An 18262-nucleotide genomic window follows, 5' to 3' on the forward strand; every position below is an offset into this window, starting at 1 on the left:
GCGGCGCGTGGGTACTCTTCCACGCGCCGCGTTGCCTGTCTTTCTTCTTCCCACCTATATATCCAGATCGTCGTTCACCAGGCCCTGCTCATAAAGCCATTTCACGAAGTGCATGCGATAATCTTCAGTTATACGCTGGCGCATTTCCGCGTTCTCATAGAGGTGCTCGCGCAGGTTGAGTAATGTGACAGCCTCGTCCCACTGGAAGCCACTATCGATCAAATAATCCAGCAGGAGTTGATCTTTGCCAGTGCCGGGATGATAGTGTTTCATGTCAAGCCTGTGTGGGCCCTGTTTTGGCTGATCGGTAAATCCATTAGGCGGTGGCATATCTCTCATCGCGCATCTCCTCTATTTATCAGCATTCGTATCTGCGGTCTAGTGAACTGCACCTCTGCGAATCTGGCCTCCCCATTTTGCTGCTATACCTTCCTCTATCGGCTCTCCACAGGCCAAACTATACCTTTTTGACTTGAGGACTCTTGCAGGAGCAATCAAGGGACCTGTGTCAATGTTAAGACTGCTTGCCTGGACGCTACACTTCTACTCAACAGTGGGCGGGGAATGTGCGGTGAAAGTTTTATGCAAAAAGGGGTGTAGTATGGGTACAGATGCGCCAGCAGAGGTAGATAGACTCTGGGAAAAATATGTCGAGCACAGGACTGCTGAACTTCGCAACGAATTAATTACACTCTATGCTCCTCTCGTCCGATTTGTGGTTGGACGTTTAGGAATACCTCCGACGGGGCTATTGGATGCCGAGGATCTTGTCAGCTATGGTATGATTGGCCTGATCAATGCTATTGATCGGTTTGATCCTGCCCGTGGAGTTCGCTTTGAGGCATTTGCTTCCGTGCGTATTCGCGGCGCTGTCATTGATCAACTGCGTTCGCTCAACTGGCTGCCCCGTTCAGCTATCTCACGGGTACGCCAGGTTGAAAGTGCATTAGCAGTGTTGGAGCAACGCCTGGGGCGGCCAGCTAAGGAAGATGAAGTAGCGGAGGAAATAGGGGTGTCGACGGAACGCTATCGGCAAATGCTGTTGGAAATGAATGCCACGGTACTCTCTCTTGATGCTCCACTTGGCTCTCTCCTTCAAGATGACGAAGTGACCTCCCTTTCTGAACTGCTAGAGGATCAAAGTTCTCCCGGGCCTGTCGAACAGGCTGAACAGCAGGAACTCACAGATATATTGGGGGCAGCCATTGATCATTTGCCCGAGCGTGAAAAACTGCTACTGGCTTTATACTATCAAGAAGAATTAACGATGAAGGAGATTAGCAAAGTCCTAAGTGTCTCGGAATCACGTGTCTGCCAGCTTCATATCCAGGCGATCATGCGGTTGCGCAGCGCTCTCCACGCATACCACCAGGATGAAGGGGAGCACCAAGAAGAAGTGATCGGCGTGGGTCGGAGTCGAAAGAAACATGCAGGTGCGGCAAAGGGAGACGCACACCAGAAAGAAAACACCGACACTACCTCTCCGACCTATGCAAACCAGGAAGCGAGAAACACCAGGGCGCTCACGGGACATGGATCACGTGGTCGCAGGAAAATTTCTTGAAACTTTTAGGCTTGCGCACTGCCTGCCCAGGTCAGGCCCTATTGAACATAAAACCAGGGTCCGATACTATGGTGTATGATGGGAAAAGGCGAATGGATGGGGTGGAGATAATGGAACGTCTGACACTCATGAGACGTGTTTTCTTTAGGGAGTCGTTTCCATGAAAGTAGGTAGTGTGGGCTCACAGTTGTACCTGGTTCATGTGCAGCGAGGGGATTGCATTCAAGGGCTATCACCATTACAGCGGAGACCGTTTTCGTGGTTGGATCAGATGGCTCGTGTCGCGCGCATGGTCACAATCCCATGGTTAGCAGATATCTCATCGGTGGCACCAGAAAGATATGAGACCCGCGTTGAAACATTACGGACGTCTATTCGTATTGGTGCTTATAATGTTGATAGTGTTGCCCTGGCAAGGTGTATACTAAGAAATGAAACCCATTTTGTTGGTATGCATGAAGAGTTGTCGTGATAGGTTGGCCAGGTCTGCTCTACCCTTAGTGTTATCCCTTTGCGTCTAATGGAAGTTGCATGGCGACCCGCATGCGCTACCTGGTTTTTCTTACGCGGTCACGCTGAAAGAGGCGCCCTTGCTAATGTTAGTCGCGGCGCAGGGACGCTTAGGCTATGCTTCTTATGAAGGGAGCTTTACATGCTTGTTTTGCGACGAAAAGTTGGTGAAAGTATTGTGCTTGCTGGGGTGATCAACATTTCAGTGTTGGCCGTCGAGGGTGAGCGCGTCAAAATAGGGATTAGCGCGCCCCCTGATGTAACAATTGTGCGTGAAGAATTGTTGCGTACAAATGCTACAGAGCAGCCAACAACAAGCCCGGCGACGAATCCGGCTACAAATCCGGCTACAAATCCGGCAGCGAATCCGGCCACCAACTCGAATACACCTCCAGCCCAACCACAACCTCGGTAAGAATAACCTGTGACATCGCGTTTTATGGTGGTGCCATTGCCTGATTTCCAGGCAGAAGCAGGGCATTCCTCCAGGGGCGCGGCATAGTGTGCCAGGGAACAAGATACGAGCTGTGCGGATGTGGTATGGAAGTTTAGAACACCTTTGCGAGTTTTCCCAGCATCTTTTGTAAGGGACAGCGCTGGTTCGTACCCACAATTGTGGGTACGAACCACTTTTTGTTGTACCTGGCTATTCGACCGTGCTGGTGGTTTTGTGCCCGTTAACACGCTCGATGGGAGTCGCTGGGGCTTCCGCGCTGGCCGCCTCCTGCGTAATGAAGGCCTCGGTCAGCTCACGGGCAACGTCATCGTGGTATTGCACCGGTGGCGATTTCATCAGGTATGAGCTGGGACCCTCCAGGGTGCCGCTGATACCGCGATCCAGGGCCAGTTTGACCAGACGAACCGCGTCGATGACTACTCCGGCCGAGTTCGGCGAGTCCCAGACCTCGAGTTTGAGCTCGGCATTCAATGGCACATCGCCAAATGTACGCCCCTCCAGGCGGATATAGGCCCATTTGCGATCCTTCAACCAGGCTACATAATCCGATGGGCCGATATGTACGTTGTCGCTGCCAATCTCATAATCAAGCTGGCTGGTGACCGCGTTGGTCTTGCTGATCTTCTTTGATTCCAGGCGATCGCGTTCCAGCATGTTATAGAAATCGGTGTTACCGCCTACGTTCAGCTGCATGGTGCGCTCTAGCTTGACACCGCGCTCGCGGAAGAGGCGCGTCATCATGCGGTGGACGATGGTGGCGCCGACCTGGCTCTTGATATCATCACCGATGATCGGCAGTCCCGCTTCCTTGAAGCGCTCCTGCCAGTATTTCTCACGCGCGATAAAGACCGGGACGCAGTTGACGAAGCCCACGCCCGCCTTCAAAATCTGCTCCACGTACCACTTGGTCGCGGTCTCTGAACCGACGGGCAGGTAGCTGATGACTACGTCGGTGTGGGTCTCCTTCAAAATTTTGACGATATCATCGGTCTGGCCTGGAGCCTTGGTAATGATCTGCGATAGATATTTGCCCAGCCCATCGTGTGTCATGCCGCGATAGACCTTCACGCCGAGATGGGGGACGTCCGCGAAGCGATAGGTGTTGTTGGGCTCGGCATAGATGGCCTCGCTCAGATCTTTCCCAACCTTGTTCTTATCTATATCGAAAGCAGCTGTGAACTCGATATCACGAATGTGATAGCCACCGAGATTGACATGCATCAAGCCTGGCACAAAGTCCTCTTCCTGTGCATTCTGATAGTAATGGACACCCTGTACGAGTGAGCTGGCGCAGTTGCCAACGCCGATGATCGCCACACGTACCTTCTTGTTATTCGTAGCCATGAATTTTATGACTCCTGTACCTACAATGTACTGCTGTACATCTTTATCAGAAGAGTAATCCTTCCCTCATGATTAGAAAAGATGGGTGTATAACGCTCTAATCATGGATGAGATTATTTTCCTGAAATATACGTAATTTTTGTTCAGGCGCAACTATAAAGAGCTATGCCTGAATGTACCAAAAAGACTATGCTGCGTATTAATATACCCCCAAAATGGCATGCATTGCCAGTGACGTTTATAAAATTTTGGTTTTTTGTAGTGTTGGTTGTGGTGCTCATGCATGCGCGAGCGCATGCATGAGCACCACAACCAACACTACCGAGCGGGAGGTGCAGGAGGGCGGCGAGCCCTCCCGCCGGGGGAAGTGGGGGTGTCCCCCACAAATCTTTTCCCTCCCTCCCCGCCGAAGGCGGGGAAGAGAATTTTTTTATATATATTCTGTCCATAGGATATGTGACTGGCGTTGCTATTTTGCACGGAAAATGTTGGCTATTGCCCAATTTATAGTATTTAATTGCAACTGATGTTACAATATCCTACGAAAAATCTAGTTTTGTAATCAGATTGACCGTCGTAACAGGCGTATGGCAACTAACCCATATCTGAATACTCATCGGGATAGAATGCATCCCGGTGGTTGCTGTTTGACAAAGGAGCGGCTCATTATGGCAAACGCTGGTTTTACTATCTGGTTCACCGGTCTATCGGGCGCTGGCAAGAGTACCTTATCTGAGATTATCGAGCAGCGCTTACGGGCTCGGGGTCGCAATGTGGAGATTCTCGATGGTGACGTGGTTCGTACCCATCTGAGTAAGGGGCTGGGCTTTAGCAAAGAGGATCGCGACACAAATATCAAGCGCATTGCGTTTGTGTGTGGTTTGTTGACACGCAATGGTGTTGTTTGTATCTCTGCCGCGATCGCTCCCTATCGCGAGGCGCGTGAATGGGCGCGACAGGAGATTGGCAATTTTGTTGAGGTGTATGTGAAGTGTCCAATCGAGGTGTGCCGACAGCGCGATGTGAAGGGTCTTTACAAGCTTGTTGATGAGGGAAAGATCAAAAACTTTACTGGCGTGGACGATCCCTATGAGGAGCCCGATCATCCAGAGCTGGTGATCGAGACGGATAAAGAAACTATTGAGGAGAGCGTCAGTCGCATTTTTGCTAAATTGGAAGAACTGGGCTACCTTGAGCCGGAGGCAATTACTGGACGCGCATAGCTTGTTTCTTATTTAGAGGGAAGTGAAAGATGTCAAATGGCTTAATTGCACCCCATGGTGGGGAGTTAATCATTAATCTGGCGGCGGATGCGGAGCGGGCTGCGTTGGTGGAGCGGGCGGCTACTTTACCCCAGATTACGGTCGGCTCGCGTCAGCTGGCGGACCTGGAGATGCTGGCTAACGGCGCCTATAGTCCCTTACATGGTTTTATGACACGGGATGATTATCTGTCGGTGGTCAATACGATGCATCTGAGCAATGGACTACCCTGGTCTATCCCGATTACCCTGTCGGTGACAACGGAGCAGGCACAGTCGCTGCCAGAAGGCTCTGAGGTGGCGCTGGTTAATGCGGATGGGGCTGTACAGGCTGTCATGACGGTACAGGAAAAGTTCGGCTATGATAAGGCTCTGGAGGCCCGCCAGGTCTATAGGACGGAAGAGGATGCTCATCCCGGGGTGAAGATCGTGTATCAGCAGGGCGATGTGCTGTTGGGCGGACCCGTTCGGGTGTTGGAGCTGCAGCCGCAGAACTTCGCGCAGTACCGCTATACCCCAACGCAGTCGCGAGCCCTGTTCGCCGAGCGCGGCTGGAAGCGGATCGTGGCCTTCCAGACCCGCAATCCCGTCCATCGCGCCCATGAATATATTCAGAAGTGCGCGCTAGAAACCGTCGATGGGCTGTATCTGCATCCCCTGGTGGGTGATACTAAAGGCGACGACATTCCCGCCGATGTACGTATGCGCTGCTACGAGGTTCTGCTGGAGAAGTATTATCCCCAGGATCGCGTGATTCTGGGCGTGTTGCCAGCCGCCATGCGCTACGCGGGACCCCGCGAGGCCATCTTCCACGCGCTGATGCGTAAGAACTATGGCTGTTCGCACTTTATCGTTGGACGCGACCACGCGGGCGTCGGGAACTATTATGGCACCTACGATGCCCAGCTCATCTTTTCCGAGTTCGATGCCGACAAACTGGGGATCACCCCCATCTTCTTCGACCACACCTTCTTCTGCAAAGTGTGTGATGCCATGGCCTCCAAAAAGACCTGCCCCCATGATAGCGAGCAGCATATCATGTTAAGCGGCACCAAAGTGCGCCAGATGCTGCAGGCGGGCGAGGTTCCTCCGCGTGAGTTCTCACGCCCTGAGGTAGCCAGCGTCCTCATCGAAGCCATGCGCCAACCCATCCCCCAACCATAACCTCAGTGCCAACGCGAGGCCCGGACCTATGGTCCGGGCCTCGCGTGTCCGATTTACCCCTGTTGGCGGAAGAAATCAACCGTCGCCTTCACCCCCTCTTCAAAGGTGACGGACGGTTTCCAGGCCAGCAGACGCTCGGCCTTACTGGCGTTGAAGACGGCCTGGTAGATATCTCCGGGTCGTTTGGGAGCTTTGGTAATGGGGGCCTCAAAACCCGTTAAGTTACTGAGGATCTGATAGATCTCATTGACGGAGACCGCGCGGCCGCTGCCGATACAGAAGATCTCGTTATCGCCGCGTTGTAGCGCCTGCACATTGGCACGCGCGACATCCCCAACAAAGACATAGTCTTTCCTCTGTTCTCCATCCCAGTCGATGCGTACCCCTTCATGGTTCAGGAAGCGTCTGGCAAAGATAGAGATCACGCCAGCCTCCCCATTGGGATCTTGCCGTGGTCCATACACGTTCCCATAGCGTAGCGCGGTGAAGTTGAGTCCCTGGGCCTCGTGCCAGTAGCGCAGATAATATTCGGCCACCATCTTGGTGATGCCATAGGGTGACTCGGGGCGCTGGGGCGTGTCCTCATCAATGGGCAGGCGGGCCGGTGTGCCATAGGTCGCGCCTGAGGAGGCGAAGATGACTTTGCGTGCCCCGATCCGCTGGGTCTGGGTTAAGACGTTGAGCAGTCCAAGGACATTGACGCGCGCGTCGAGCTGCGGATTTTTCGTGGAGATGGCGACGCTGTGTTGCGCGGCGTGGTGGTTGACGATTTCGGGCCGAAATTCATCGAAGACACGGCTGAGCGCCTCCTCATCGGTAATATCCGTCTGGTAGAAGCGGGCAGCAGGATTGATGTTGGCCTCTTTTCCTCCCCCCTCTTCCCACATATTATCGACAATCGCTACCTCGTGGTTTTCGGCCAGGTAGTGATCTGTGATATGGGAGCCAATAAAGCCTGCGCCACCGGTGATTAAGATTCTCATAATGGGCCAGAACCTTTCTGCTGCTATCGAGTCCAGCACGATCTGGACTGGCTGGCGATTGGCGCCATGCCGCGCTCATTGTAGCAGAAGGGGAGGAACGAGATCAAATAAACTGTGCCAGGGCCGTTTGTAGCTCTTGCGGCGGAACGATCACTGGAAAAATTCGCAGACCCGTTATCTGTTGCAGGCGAGCGAGCACCTGACTGTCGTGTGGATTGGTCATGGCCACGGTCAGCGTATTGCGTTCACGACCAACTGGATAGCAGTGGAGCTCCTGCGCCAGTTGCGGTGGTATCACCTGTTGCAGACGAGTGGGTACCTTCCGAGGCAACAGTGAGAGGTAGGGAACTCCCAGCTGCCGCGCCTGCCGCGCGATCTCCTCTGTTTCTGTAGAGGCGTTCTGACTCTGAATGGATTGCACCTCGAAGATGAGATGATGGGTGTGCGCCGCAGCGATGCAGCCATGGATATCTGTGTCTGGCAGGGGATAGGCGCTATGGCCGATGGCCATGACGCTCGGACGCATGATCCCGATTTCGGGCGCGTTGTGGACTCGCCATAGAAGCTCTTCCCATAGGCGCTCCTGAACGATGCCCGCTCCATGGAGATTAGCCCCGAGTAAAAGAATGTAGAGGGTAGTTTTATGCAGGAAGACCTGGTCCGTTTTGCGCACGAGCCGGCGCAGACGTTCGGCGTAATATTGCATACTTTGCTGAATGGATGTATCACCCGCGTTACCGGCGCCTTCTCTGAAGTCGAAATGCAACGGCAGGGTAACCAGTGCCAGTGACGACACGCCCTCTGCTATCAGTCGCTGCATCGCTGTGGTGACGTCCTGTACACTATTGATTGGGGTCACCGCATAGTCGATCGACGAAAATGCAGGCAGTGATAGTGCCTTCTTGCACATAGCACGACTCCTTGAGTAGAAAACAATTGCATGTATTTATATTAAGCATAGCGCTATATGGATATAAATATGGCATGATTACGGTTACGGTTTCGTTAAGACGGTGTTGCCCCGGTTGAGATCATTGTGTAATCGGGTATATTGATCTGCCATGAGTTGCATAGCTTCCCGTAATCTATTGAGCTGATGGAGCAACAGGTCCACGTATTGCATCAGATTCAGCAGGTGGAGCGCCAGGGAGGCATCGTCTCCACGTGGTACGGTATGAAACTCTGGAAGAACGGTGCCAAAGAGTGTCTGGATCGTTTCGCGTAGCTGATTCAACGTGATATCAATTGAGGTGAGTAGTGGATGGAGCAGGGGCTTGCTGGCGAAAACAATGCTGAATGAGCCACATGCCTGTTTGCACTGCTGCCAGTACTGGAACCGCGTGGTCAGAAGTCGCAGAGCCTGCATCCATTGGTAATAAGTGCTATCTGGAATATAGGCGAGCTCAAGGGCGGCCAGTATATCTGTCTTCTCTTCATCCTCCCCCTCTTGCCGCAGGCGGCGCTTGACCCGATTGGCTCCATAGAGGCTACAGCTGCGATCCAGGGCGCAAAAAACACGCTGGAGTGAGCCGAGCAATAGCTGTGCCAGTTCCGCCAGGCGCTCTAATAGCGCCTCTATATCCTGTAGCACAATTTTCAACCCGACGTATACGCTGTCATCTCCATCAGTGGCGCACCCGCTTAAAGCGTTTGCCAGCTGGTTAACGTCATAGTAAAGATCAGCTAGCAGCAGCCCATAAAGTATATCGGTATTCTCGAACACCTGGCGCAGGCAAACGAGTAGCAGCTCAATCTCCGTGCGTGGGAGACGTCCCTGCAAGCAACGCTGCAACCGTTCCAAAACCAGTTCTAGCCCATATGTATCGCCAGATTCCTGGCCCTGTTGCCCGACAGCCATATACCCCGGCCGACTTTTAGGAGAAGGAAGCGGAGATGCCATTGGCCGCCGAGCCGCGCCTGGCGACACATCGTCAGCACGTTTCAAAGATATCTTTCGCGTATGCTGACTCTTCATTTCTTATTCCAACCTCACTTCTGCACATACTTCCTGTTTTCATTGTACACTCGCCCCTTAAATAGTAGAGAACAACAACATCCTCCTCGCCTGTGTGCACACGACGCCAGCTATTCTCTACACGAAGAAAATGCAACTGAAAGACCCCATTTTCGTACTATGAAAGAATGGTATAATAGGTTGACACTGCTATTTAAACACGCGCCGAAATATTTTATCCCGTTGAAGAAACTGATAACAGTATCACTGCCCATCAGTAGGAGAACACGCACGTATGCAATTTTTAGGAAAAATACTGGGCGATCCCAATAAAAAAGAAATAAAGGTGATGCAGCCCCTTATCGATAAGATTGAACAGCTTGAGCCTGAGATGCAGAAGTTATCCGATGAGGAATTGGCGGCCAAGACGGCGGAGTTCCGTTCGCAGCTTGCTCTCCATCTCAAAGGCGGCATGGTACTGGAGAATGAACTTGTCACGTTGCTGCGCGAGGTTCTGCAGAAAGTAGAGCCACTGGCCGAGCAGTGTTCAGATGAACACCTCCACATCGCTCTCACCGAGCCTCGTCAGAAGATCGATCGCAACGATCCAGAGAACGAGCTGAGACATCATCTACAGGATACCCTGTCGGCAGCCTTTGAGAAGGCCTATGAGAATCTGTCTCCCCTCCTCAATACGTTGCGCGCCGCTAAGGCGATCCACCTGGCTGAGCAGCGAGGCGAATGGCCGGACTCCGAAAAAGCGATCATCGCCCTGCTAAGCGAGATTGAGCCTCAGGTAAAGGAGATCGATAGCGACTTTTTACATGAGTCGTTCGAGGCGCTCTGGCCGGCCTTCGCGGAGGGACGTACCCCTGATGCTCCGCGTGACGATGTGGCGAATGTGCGCCTGACCCAGTTCTTTATCGACCTCTTCCATAAAATTCAGGAGGAGCTGGTAGCCATTAAGGCCGACGCGATTGACGAACTGTTGCCCGCCATCGCCAAACGCTATCAGAAGCGGGGAAAGACCCTGGAGGACCTGCTGCCGGAGGCGTTCGCCGTCGTTCGGGAGGCCAGTATGCGCCGCATCAAGATGCGCCACTATGTTGTGCAGTTGATTGGTGGCATTGTACTGCACCAGGGGCGCATCGCCGAGATGCGTACAGGTGAAGGTAAGACGCTGGTGGCTACGCTGCCGATCTACCTTAATGCTCTGACCGGCAAAGGCGTGCACCTGGTAACCGTCAACGATTACCTGGCGCGCCGTGACGCTGAATGGATGGGACAGATCTATACTTTCCTGGGCATGAGCGTTGGGGTCATCGTCAACTCGGTAGAGCCGCAGTCGAACGAGCGCCGGGCCGCCTACCAGGCGGATATCACCTATGGCACCAACAACGAGTTCGGTTTTGACTATCTGCGCGATAACATGGTGACCTCGCTGGACCAGATGGTGCAGCGCGAGTTAAACTTTGCCATCGTTGACGAGGTGGATAACATCCTGATCGATGAGGCTCGTACCCCATTGATCATTTCAGGCCAGGGCCAGGAATCCACCGACATGTACGCGAAGTTCGCCCGCTGGGCTACCCGGCTGGACGGCGACGAAGACTACACGGTTGAAGAGAAGACTCGTTCCGTCATGCTGACCGAGAAGGGCATCGATAAGATCGAGCAACTGGCCGGTGTGAGCAACATCTATGATGAAGAGAACCTCGACCTGACGCGCTACATGGAGAACGCCATTAAGGCGCAGGTGATTTTTAAACGCGATAAAGACTATATCGTGAAGGATGGCGAGGTGATCATCGTCGATGAGTTTACCGGTCGTCAGATGCCGGGTCGCCGCTATAGCGAGGGTCTGCACCAGGCCATTGAGGCTAAAGAGGGCGTTCAGGTCCAGCGCGAGAATCACACGCTGGCGACGATTACGTTCCAGAATTTCTTCCGCCTCTACAAGAAGCTGGCTGGTATGACCGGTACCGCGATCACCGAGGCTGAGGAATTCCACAAGATCTATACTCTGGATGTGGTGGTCATCCCGACCAATAAGCCGGTGCGGCGTGATGATTTCGCGGACCTGATTTATCGCAATCAGGAGGCCAAGTACAAGGCGGTCGTTGAGGAGATCAAGGAGTGCCACGAGGCGGGCCAGCCGGTGCTGGTCGGTACGACTTCGGTTGAGGCTTCCGAGATGCTCTCGCACATGCTGAATCTACAAGGGATCCCCCATAACGTCTTGAACGCCAAGCATCACGAACGTGAGGCTCAGATTGTGGCCCAGGCGGGCCGTAGCGGCTCCGTGACGATCGCCACTAACATGGCCGGTCGTGGTACCGATATCAATCTGGGTGGCAATCCAGCGGGCTACTTTGATAGCATCCTGCGCAAGCACGCCGAGCAGGTAGACTATATCCGTGAGATGCCCTCGCGCAATGAGGATGAGAGGGCCGAAAAAGAAGAGGCCATTCAGGAATACCTGGATAATATGAGCGAAGCCGAGAAGGATAAGATCCTGCAGGCCCAGATCGAAGAGTGCGATGAGGATCACAAGCGGGTCGTTGAACTTGGTGGTCTGCATATTATCGGTACCGAGCGGCATGAGTCGCGCCGCATCGACAATCAGCTCCGTGGTCGCGCCGGTCGTCAGGGCGATCCCGGTTCCACCCGCTTCTTTCTGGCTCTCGATGATGAGCTGATGCGCCGCTTCGCCGCTGATCGTGTCGCCGGCATCATGGAGCGCGTCGGCATGGATGAAGATACTCCGCTGGAGAGCAGGTTCGTCTCACGCTTTATCGAGAGCGCGCAGACCCGCGTTGAGGGCTACAACTTTGACATGCGTAAGAACGTCGTGGAATATGACGACGTGATCGCCAAACAGCGCGAGGTGATCTACTCCGATCGCCGTAGCGTGCTGGAGCATGGCGATATGCATGAGCGTATCCTCTCCATGATCCGTAACGAGGTGAGCCGCATCGTTGATGCCGCCTTCCCCGCGCCTGTGCTGACCGAAGAGGAGCAGCTGGAATCGCTCTTTAAGGCGCTGGAAACCTGGGTCGAAATCCCTGACGATCTGATTCCGGAGAACATTCACGCCGTTCGCCGCGATACGATGAAGCAGGAACTGACCGACCTTGTTCTTGATCACTACGAGAAGCGTGGCGAGGAACTGCGCAAGCAGGCGGAAGAACAGGGCGCGGAAAACTTCGATCCTATTCGCGAGTTTGAGCGCAGCTATCTGCTGCAGGTCGTTGATCGGCTATGGATGGATCACATCGACTCTCTGGATGTGATGCGTGCCGGTATCGGCTTCCGTTCCGTGGGTCAGCGCGATCCGCTGGTGGAGTTTAAGAACGAAGCCTACCGCATGTTCGAGGACCTGAAACTGGCCATCCAGCACTATACAGTGGATTCGCTGCTGAAGCTGTTGCGCAACGATGTAACGATTACGCTCCAGCGTCCAGAGCCCCAGCGTCGCATGCCAGCTAACGTCCATACCAACGCCGACGAATTGGCCCAGGCCAGCGGCCAGGCCAAGAGCGATGAGGAAGACGTCAGGAAGTCGGCCAAACAGGCCAGATCGCGCAAAGACGCGGCCAGGGCTGCGGCGGCTGCCGCCGCAGCGGTCCCGGCGGGACGTGCGGCGCGCAATGGCGCCAGTAGCAGCGCTACCTCGACCACTACCGACGCCAATGGCTTCCCCAAAGTTGGCCGCAACGATCTCTGTCCCTGCGGCAGTGGAAAAAAATACAAAAAGTGCCACGGTGCTTAATCTCTCATAACCAGCGCCCGCGCGGGTCTCCCGTGCGGGCGCTACGCTTCCTTTTGCTTACCCAAACGCCGCCGCTGAAAGCCCCTGAGCTTGCAGCCATGGGGATGAAAGCGGCGTTCTTTGTGTTGCGGGCGGGGGCTTGGGAATATCCTTAAGGAACGCATGTTCTTGACAAGAAGCGTTTCTGGCTGTACACTGCTGGGAAAAGGAACCTGATCAACGCGATCACAGAGCCATGGGGAAGGGGGTCACGTGAGCAACCGACGCACGTCAAAGCGCAAGCCTACGATCGGAACGAAACCATCCACGAGAACCTATCAGTTTCGGCTCTATCCCACGCGCAAACAACAACGTGTGTTAGAGCACTGGTTGCGGCTGTGCTGCGAGACCTACAATGCCGCCCTTGACGAGCGCAAAAGCGCCTATCGGATGGCAGGAGTGTCGCTCTCGTTTGAAGATCAATGCGCCGAACTGCCCGCATGCAAAGCGGTTCGTCCCGATCTGGCTGAAGTGCCGGCCCAGGTCCTACAGAATGTCGTCAAGCGCGTGGATCTGGCCTTTCAGGCGTTCTTTGGACGTGTGGCTCAGGACAAGACTCCGGGCTTTCCGCGTTTCAAATCGAGTGGGCGATATCATTCGTTGACCTTCAAGCAGTATGGCAACAGCTTCAAGATCCACCCGCAGGATCAGCACAAGCGTGGCAGATTGGAATTGGCCAGGCTCGGTCACATCAAAATGGTGCTGCATCGTGCGGTCACCAGAACACCGAAAACTGCCATTGTTAAACGCACTCCGACTGGCAAGTGGTTCGTGAGTATCACGGTTGAGTTTTCTGAGCAGCCAGCCCAGAAGAAGCGTGCGCTGGCATGCGCGGAAGCCGTGGGCATTGATGTCGGTTTGCATTCCTTTGCGTACTTGAGTACCGGAGAAGCGATTGCCAATCCTCGCTTTTTCCGCCAGGAGGAGGCGAAACTGGCACGAGCCTCTCGCAAGCTGTCCCGGGCGGCCAAGGGTACCAATGCACGAGCGAAACGACGCAAGGTCGTCGCCCGCATCCATGAACGTATCGCCAATCGGCGCAAGAACTTCATTGAGCAGGAAGCCAGTAAGCTGGTCGCCCGCTTTGGGTTGCTTGCCGTGGAAGCTCTCGTCGTGCGTAATATGGTCAAGAACCCGCGTTTATCAAAGTCGATTGCCGATGCATCGTGGTCACAGTTTTTCACGCGCCTGCAGGCCAAAGCGGAAGAAGCTGGGAGGCAGGTCGTGAAAGTGGATCCGGCGTATACATCTCAGACCTGCTCGGCTTGTGAATATCGGCAACCGATGCCGTTGTCAGTGCGAGTGTATGAGTGTCCCCACTGTGGTCTGGTCATCCACCGTGACTACAATGGGAGTCTCAATATCTTAGCGGAGGCGTTTCAAGCCTGTGGACGAGCAGGCCGAGTCATTCCAGAAGCCCTCGGCTTGTAGCCGTAGGGAGTCGTCACAGTATAAGGATGTTCATTTGTCAGAAAGGGGTCAACGCATGACTGAACAACAGCTATCTGTGGATGGGGTAGAGGTACGAGCGGCGGTAACACCGGAGTTCGCCGAGATTCTGACGCCTGAGGCTTTACAATTTATCGCGCAACTGACGCGTTCGGTTCGTGGGCGCCGCCGTGAATTGTTGGAGCGCCGCGCCCAGCGGCAGAAGGATATCGATGCGGGGCAACTACCGCATTTCCTGCCCGAGACCGAGCATATCCGTAATGGCGATTGGACGATCGCTCCCCTGCCCGCCGATCTACAGGACCGCCGCGTCGAGATCACGGGTCCCGTTGAGCGTAAGATGGTGATCAACGCGCTTAATTCGGGGGCGAAGGTCTTCATGGCCGACTTCGAGGATGCGCACTCTCCGACCTGGGAGGCTACCATTCAGGGCCAGATCAATGTGCGTGATGCCGTTCGCCGCACGATCACCTTTAGCAGTCCCGAGGGGAAACAGTATAAGTTGAACGAGCAGACCGCCGTCTTGCTGGTGCGTCCTCGTGGCTGGCACCTGGATGAGAAGCATGTCTATGTCGATGGTCAGCCGGTCCCCGGCGGCATCTTCGACTTTGGCCTGTATTTTTTCCATAATGTGCGCCAGCTGCTGGAGAATGGTACCGGCCCCTACTTTTATTTGCCCAAGCTGGAGAGCCATCTGGAGGCGCGCCTGTGGAACGATGTCTTTGTGGAGGCTCAACAGGCACTGAGTATCCCTGAGGGTACCATCAAGGCCACGGTACTCATCGAGACCATTCTGGCTACGTTTGAGATGGATGAGATTCTCTATGAGCTGCGCAACCACTCGGCTGGCCTCAACTGTGGACGCTGGGACTACATCTTCAGCGTGATTAAGAAGCTGCACAATCATCCCGAGTTCTTGCTGCCCGATCGCGCCCAGGTGACGATGACGACCCATTTTATGCGCTCGTATTCCCTGCTAACGATCGCCACCTGTCATAAGCGCAACGCGCCCGCCATCGGCGGCATGGCGGCCCAGATTCCGATCAAGAATGATCCCGCCGCCAATGAAGAGGCCCTCGCGCGTGTGCGCGCCGACAAGAATCGCGAGGCCAACGATGGTCACGATGGCACGTGGGTGGCCCACCCCGGCCTGGTTCCGATCGCCCTGGAAGAGTTTAATGCCGTCATGAAGACCCCCAACCAGATCGAGCGCAAGCGCAAGGATGTCAGGGTGACCGAGGCCGATCTGTTGCAGATGCCCGAGGGAACGATCACGGAGGCTGGTCTGCGCAACAACATCAGCGTCAGCCTGCAGTACCTGGAATCCTGGCTGCGCGGCAATGGCTGCGTCCCCATCAATAACCTGATGGAAGATGCCGCTACCGTCGAGATCTCGCGCGCCCAGATCTGGCAGTGGGTTCGCCATCCCAAAGGCATCCTGCAGGATGGCCGCAAGGTCACCCTGGATCTGTTCCGCCAGGTCATGGCCGAAGAATTGGACCGGCTGGAGGAGAAGTTGGGCGAGCCCGTCTACGCCAACCGCAAATTCTCGGATGCCGCTCGCATCCTTGACGAGCTCATCAGCAGCGACACCTTCATCGAATTCCTCACCCTCCCCGCCTACAAATATCTCCCATAAGAAGGGTGAACTTACAGTTTTATATGTTTGTGGCCGGGTCGCACAGCGACCCGGCCACAAACATATAAAACAGGGCGCGGCCGCGCCAGCGGCCGAGCCCTGTTCTATAACTCCATGCTCTTGGAGTCAACGATCCTTGAGACACGCTCAATGAACTGCGTCAGCGCAACCGCTTTGAGATCAACATTCGTGCGCAGGCGCACGGAGACCGCCCCGGCTTCCGCCTCTTTATCTCCCACCACCAGCATGTAGGGGATCTTCTGCAACTGGGCGTCACGGATCTTGGCGTTCATGCGTTCCCCTCGGCCGTCGACTTCGGCTCTGATGCCAGCGGCCTTTAGTTGCGCAAGCACTTTATATGCGTAGTCGTGGTGACGATCGGCGATCGGGATCACCATGGCCTGTAGCGGTGAGAGCCAGACCGGGAAGGCGCCGGCGTAGTGCTCGATTAGCATGGCCATAAAGCGTTCCGTTGAGCCGGTGACGGCGCGGTGGATCATTACTGGACGATGCGACTGCCCATCTTCACCGATATACTCCAGCTCAAAGTTCATCGGCTGCACGAAGTCGAGCTGTACCGTGGAACACTGCCACTCACGGCCCAAAGCATCACGCACCATAAAGTCCACCTTGGGACCATAGAAGGCCGCTTCGCCGATCCCCTCCTCATACTGGATGCCCCGGCTATCCACGGCCTCTCGTAGCGCGGCTTCGGCCGTATTCCAGACCTCGTCGCTGCCCTCATACTCCTCCATCTTATGTGGATCGCGTAGCGACAGGCGTACCCAGTAGTCCTGCAGCCCATAGGTCTCGAAGACCTCCAGCGTCAGGTTGACGGCCTTATTGAACTCCTCTTGAATCTGGTCGGGACGCATAAAGACGTGGGCGTCGTCCTGCGTCACGCTGCGCACGCGAGCCAGGCCCGTCAGCGCGCCGGTCTTCTCATAGCGGTAGAGCGTGTCGGACTCCGCGTAGCGGATGGGCAGCTCGCGATAGCTGTGCATCTGGGACTTAAACATCAGGATGTGATGCGGGCAGTTCATCGGCTTCAGCATGTAGGCATCGTCATCCGCTAGCTCCTGGTCGCCTTTCATGACCGGAAACATGTGGTCGCGATAGCTATACCAGTGCCTGGACGTCTTGTAGAGGCGCACCTTGCCAATATTCGATGTCCAGACGTGCTGATAGCCATAGCGCTCCTGCGTTTCGCGCACATAGGACTCCATCAGGTGGCGTAGCGTCTCGCCGCGTGGATAGAACATAGGCACGCCAGCGCAGACCTCGTCGCTGAAGGTGAACAGCTTGAGCTCGCGTCCCAACTTGCGGTGATCGCGCTTCTGCGCCTCCTCTAACCGCCAGAGATACTGATCTAACTCCTCCTGATTAAACCAGGCCGTGCCATAGATGCGCTGCAGCATGGGACGATACTCGTCCCCCAGCCAGTAGGCGCCCGCCACGCGCATCAGCTTGATCGGCCCGATCTGGCTCGTGTTCTCCACGTGTGGACCATGGCATAGATCCAGGAAGTTGCCCTGTTGATAGATGCCAACCTCCTCCTCGGGCAGGTTCTCAATGATCTCGACCTTATATTCCTGTCCCTTCTGGTGGAAGTATTCCAGCGCCCTGTCGCGCGGCCACTGCTCATGCAGAAAAGGATGTCCGGCGGCGATAATGCGGCGCATACGCTGTTCAATCTCCGGCAGGTCTTCAGGTGTCAGGGGACGTGGCAGGGCGAAATCATAATAGAAACCATCCTCAATGGCAGGCCCGATCGCGAACTTCGCGTCCGGGAAGATCTCCTGGACCGCCTCCGCCATGACGTGCGCAGCCGAGTGGCGCATACGTTGAAGCGGCGTATACTGTACCGACTCCTGAAGCTCAACTTCAACCGACATAATCAAAGCCTCCTTAGCTGACAACAACAAAAAAACCTCTTCATCCCACACTGGGACGAAAAGGTCTGGCGCTTTTCGTGGTTCCACCCTGTTTCCGCGTTTTCTTGCTCTGATCACCTTACACGCCATAGGCAACGGCGAACTTAACCGCAAGCCTTCTATATGATGTTTGCGCAGGCAAGAGAAACGTGCTCATGCACCCGTTAACGCGGGTGAAACGTGTACTTTACT

At 54.9% G+C, this 18262-nt stretch carries 13 protein-coding genes and 2 pseudogenes; 9 read left to right on the top strand and 6 right to left on the bottom strand.

Annotation, left to right across the window (positions count from 1 at the left end):
- Positions 1-54: 54 nt before the first annotated feature.
- Entirely contained in the window at positions 55-339 is a 285-nt protein-coding gene (locus KTT_RS14575; protein ID WP_126596665.1) for a hypothetical protein, read from the bottom strand.
- 262 nt (positions 340-601) lie between these two features.
- On the opposite strand from KTT_RS14575, the gene KTT_RS14580 reads away from it, so the two are divergent.
- Positions 602-1564, top strand: a complete 963-nt coding sequence (locus tag KTT_RS14580) for a FliA/WhiG family RNA polymerase sigma factor (protein WP_160145869.1) — start codon at positions 602-604, stop codon at positions 1562-1564.
- 652 nt (positions 1565-2216) lie between these two features.
- Positions 2217-2489, top strand: coding sequence for a carbon storage regulator (locus KTT_RS37110; RefSeq protein ID WP_235845720.1), 273 nt, complete (start codon positions 2217-2219; stop codon positions 2487-2489).
- A 231-nt stretch (positions 2490-2720) separates the two neighbouring features.
- Here the strand turns inward: KTT_RS37110 and KTT_RS14590 are convergent, their stop codons facing one another.
- A complete protein-coding gene (locus KTT_RS14590; protein ID WP_126596667.1) occupies positions 2721-3875 on the bottom strand; it encodes an inositol-3-phosphate synthase in 1155 nt (384 codons plus the stop codon).
- A gap of 668 nt (positions 3876-4543) precedes the next feature.
- On the opposite strand from KTT_RS14590, the gene cysC reads away from it, so the two are divergent.
- Both cysC and sat read left to right on the top strand, forming a co-directional pair.
- Positions 4544-5098, top strand: coding sequence for an adenylyl-sulfate kinase (cysC, locus tag KTT_RS14595; RefSeq protein ID WP_126596668.1), 555 nt, complete (start codon positions 4544-4546; stop codon positions 5096-5098).
- 29 nt (positions 5099-5127) lie between these two features.
- On the top strand, positions 5128-6300 hold the full coding sequence (sat, locus tag KTT_RS14600) for a sulfate adenylyltransferase (RefSeq protein WP_126596669.1): 1173 nt from the start codon (positions 5128-5130) through the stop codon (positions 6298-6300).
- 53 nt (positions 6301-6353) lie between these two features.
- On the opposite strand, the gene KTT_RS14605 is transcribed toward sat, so the two are convergent.
- The 3 genes from KTT_RS14605 to KTT_RS14615 all read right to left on the bottom strand — a co-directional run bounded on the left by KTT_RS14605 (position 6354) and on the right by KTT_RS14615 (position 9228).
- The gene (locus tag KTT_RS14605) at positions 6354-7283 is read right to left on the bottom strand and encodes an NAD-dependent epimerase/dehydratase family protein (protein ID WP_126596670.1); all 930 of its coding nucleotides are present in this window, start codon (positions 7281-7283) and stop codon (positions 6354-6356) included.
- Positions 7284-7386: 103 nt separating this feature from the next.
- Positions 7387-8193, bottom strand: a complete 807-nt coding sequence (locus KTT_RS14610; RefSeq protein WP_126596671.1) for a GspE/PulE/PilB domain-containing protein — start codon at positions 8191-8193, stop codon at positions 7387-7389.
- An 84-nt stretch (positions 8194-8277) separates the two neighbouring features.
- Entirely contained in the window at positions 8278-9228 is a 951-nt protein-coding gene (locus KTT_RS14615) for a hypothetical protein (RefSeq protein WP_126596672.1), read from the bottom strand.
- A 304-nt stretch (positions 9229-9532) separates the two neighbouring features.
- Here KTT_RS14615 and KTT_RS37925 point away from each other — a divergent pair.
- The 5 genes and pseudogenes from KTT_RS37925 to aceB form a co-directional block, all read left to right on the top strand.
- A pseudogene (locus tag KTT_RS37925) lies at positions 9533-9748 on the top strand (hypothetical protein); the annotation flags it as partial.
- A 390-nt stretch (positions 9749-10138) separates the two neighbouring features.
- Positions 10139-12601 (top strand): annotated as a pseudogene (gene secA / locus KTT_RS36510) (preprotein translocase subunit SecA); the annotation flags it as partial.
- A gap of 114 nt (positions 12602-12715) precedes the next feature.
- The gene (locus KTT_RS37930) at positions 12716-13009 is read left to right on the top strand and encodes an SEC-C metal-binding domain-containing protein (protein ID WP_443090102.1); all 294 of its coding nucleotides are present in this window, start codon (positions 12716-12718) and stop codon (positions 13007-13009) included.
- A 252-nt stretch (positions 13010-13261) separates the two neighbouring features.
- Complete coding sequence (locus tag KTT_RS14625; protein WP_235845722.1) at positions 13262-14479, top strand: RNA-guided endonuclease InsQ/TnpB family protein; 1218 nt, start codon at positions 13262-13264, stop codon at positions 14477-14479.
- A 55-nt stretch (positions 14480-14534) separates the two neighbouring features.
- Positions 14535-16136 carry a malate synthase A gene (gene aceB, locus KTT_RS14630; RefSeq protein WP_126596674.1) on the top strand — a complete coding sequence of 534 codons (1602 nt, stop codon included), beginning with the start codon at positions 14535-14537 and terminating at the stop codon, positions 16134-16136.
- A 104-nt stretch (positions 16137-16240) separates the two neighbouring features.
- Here the strand turns inward: aceB and thrS are convergent, their stop codons facing one another.
- Complete coding sequence (gene thrS / locus KTT_RS14635) at positions 16241-18031, bottom strand: threonine--tRNA ligase (RefSeq protein WP_126596675.1); 1791 nt, start codon at positions 18029-18031, stop codon at positions 16241-16243.
- Positions 18032-18262: the final 231 nt, after the last annotated feature.

Origin of the sequence: Dictyobacter aurantiacus (assembly GCF_003967515.1) — a bacterium.
In the GTDB taxonomy this organism is placed as follows: Bacteria; Chloroflexota; Ktedonobacteria; order Ktedonobacterales; family Ktedonobacteraceae; genus Dictyobacter; species Dictyobacter aurantiacus.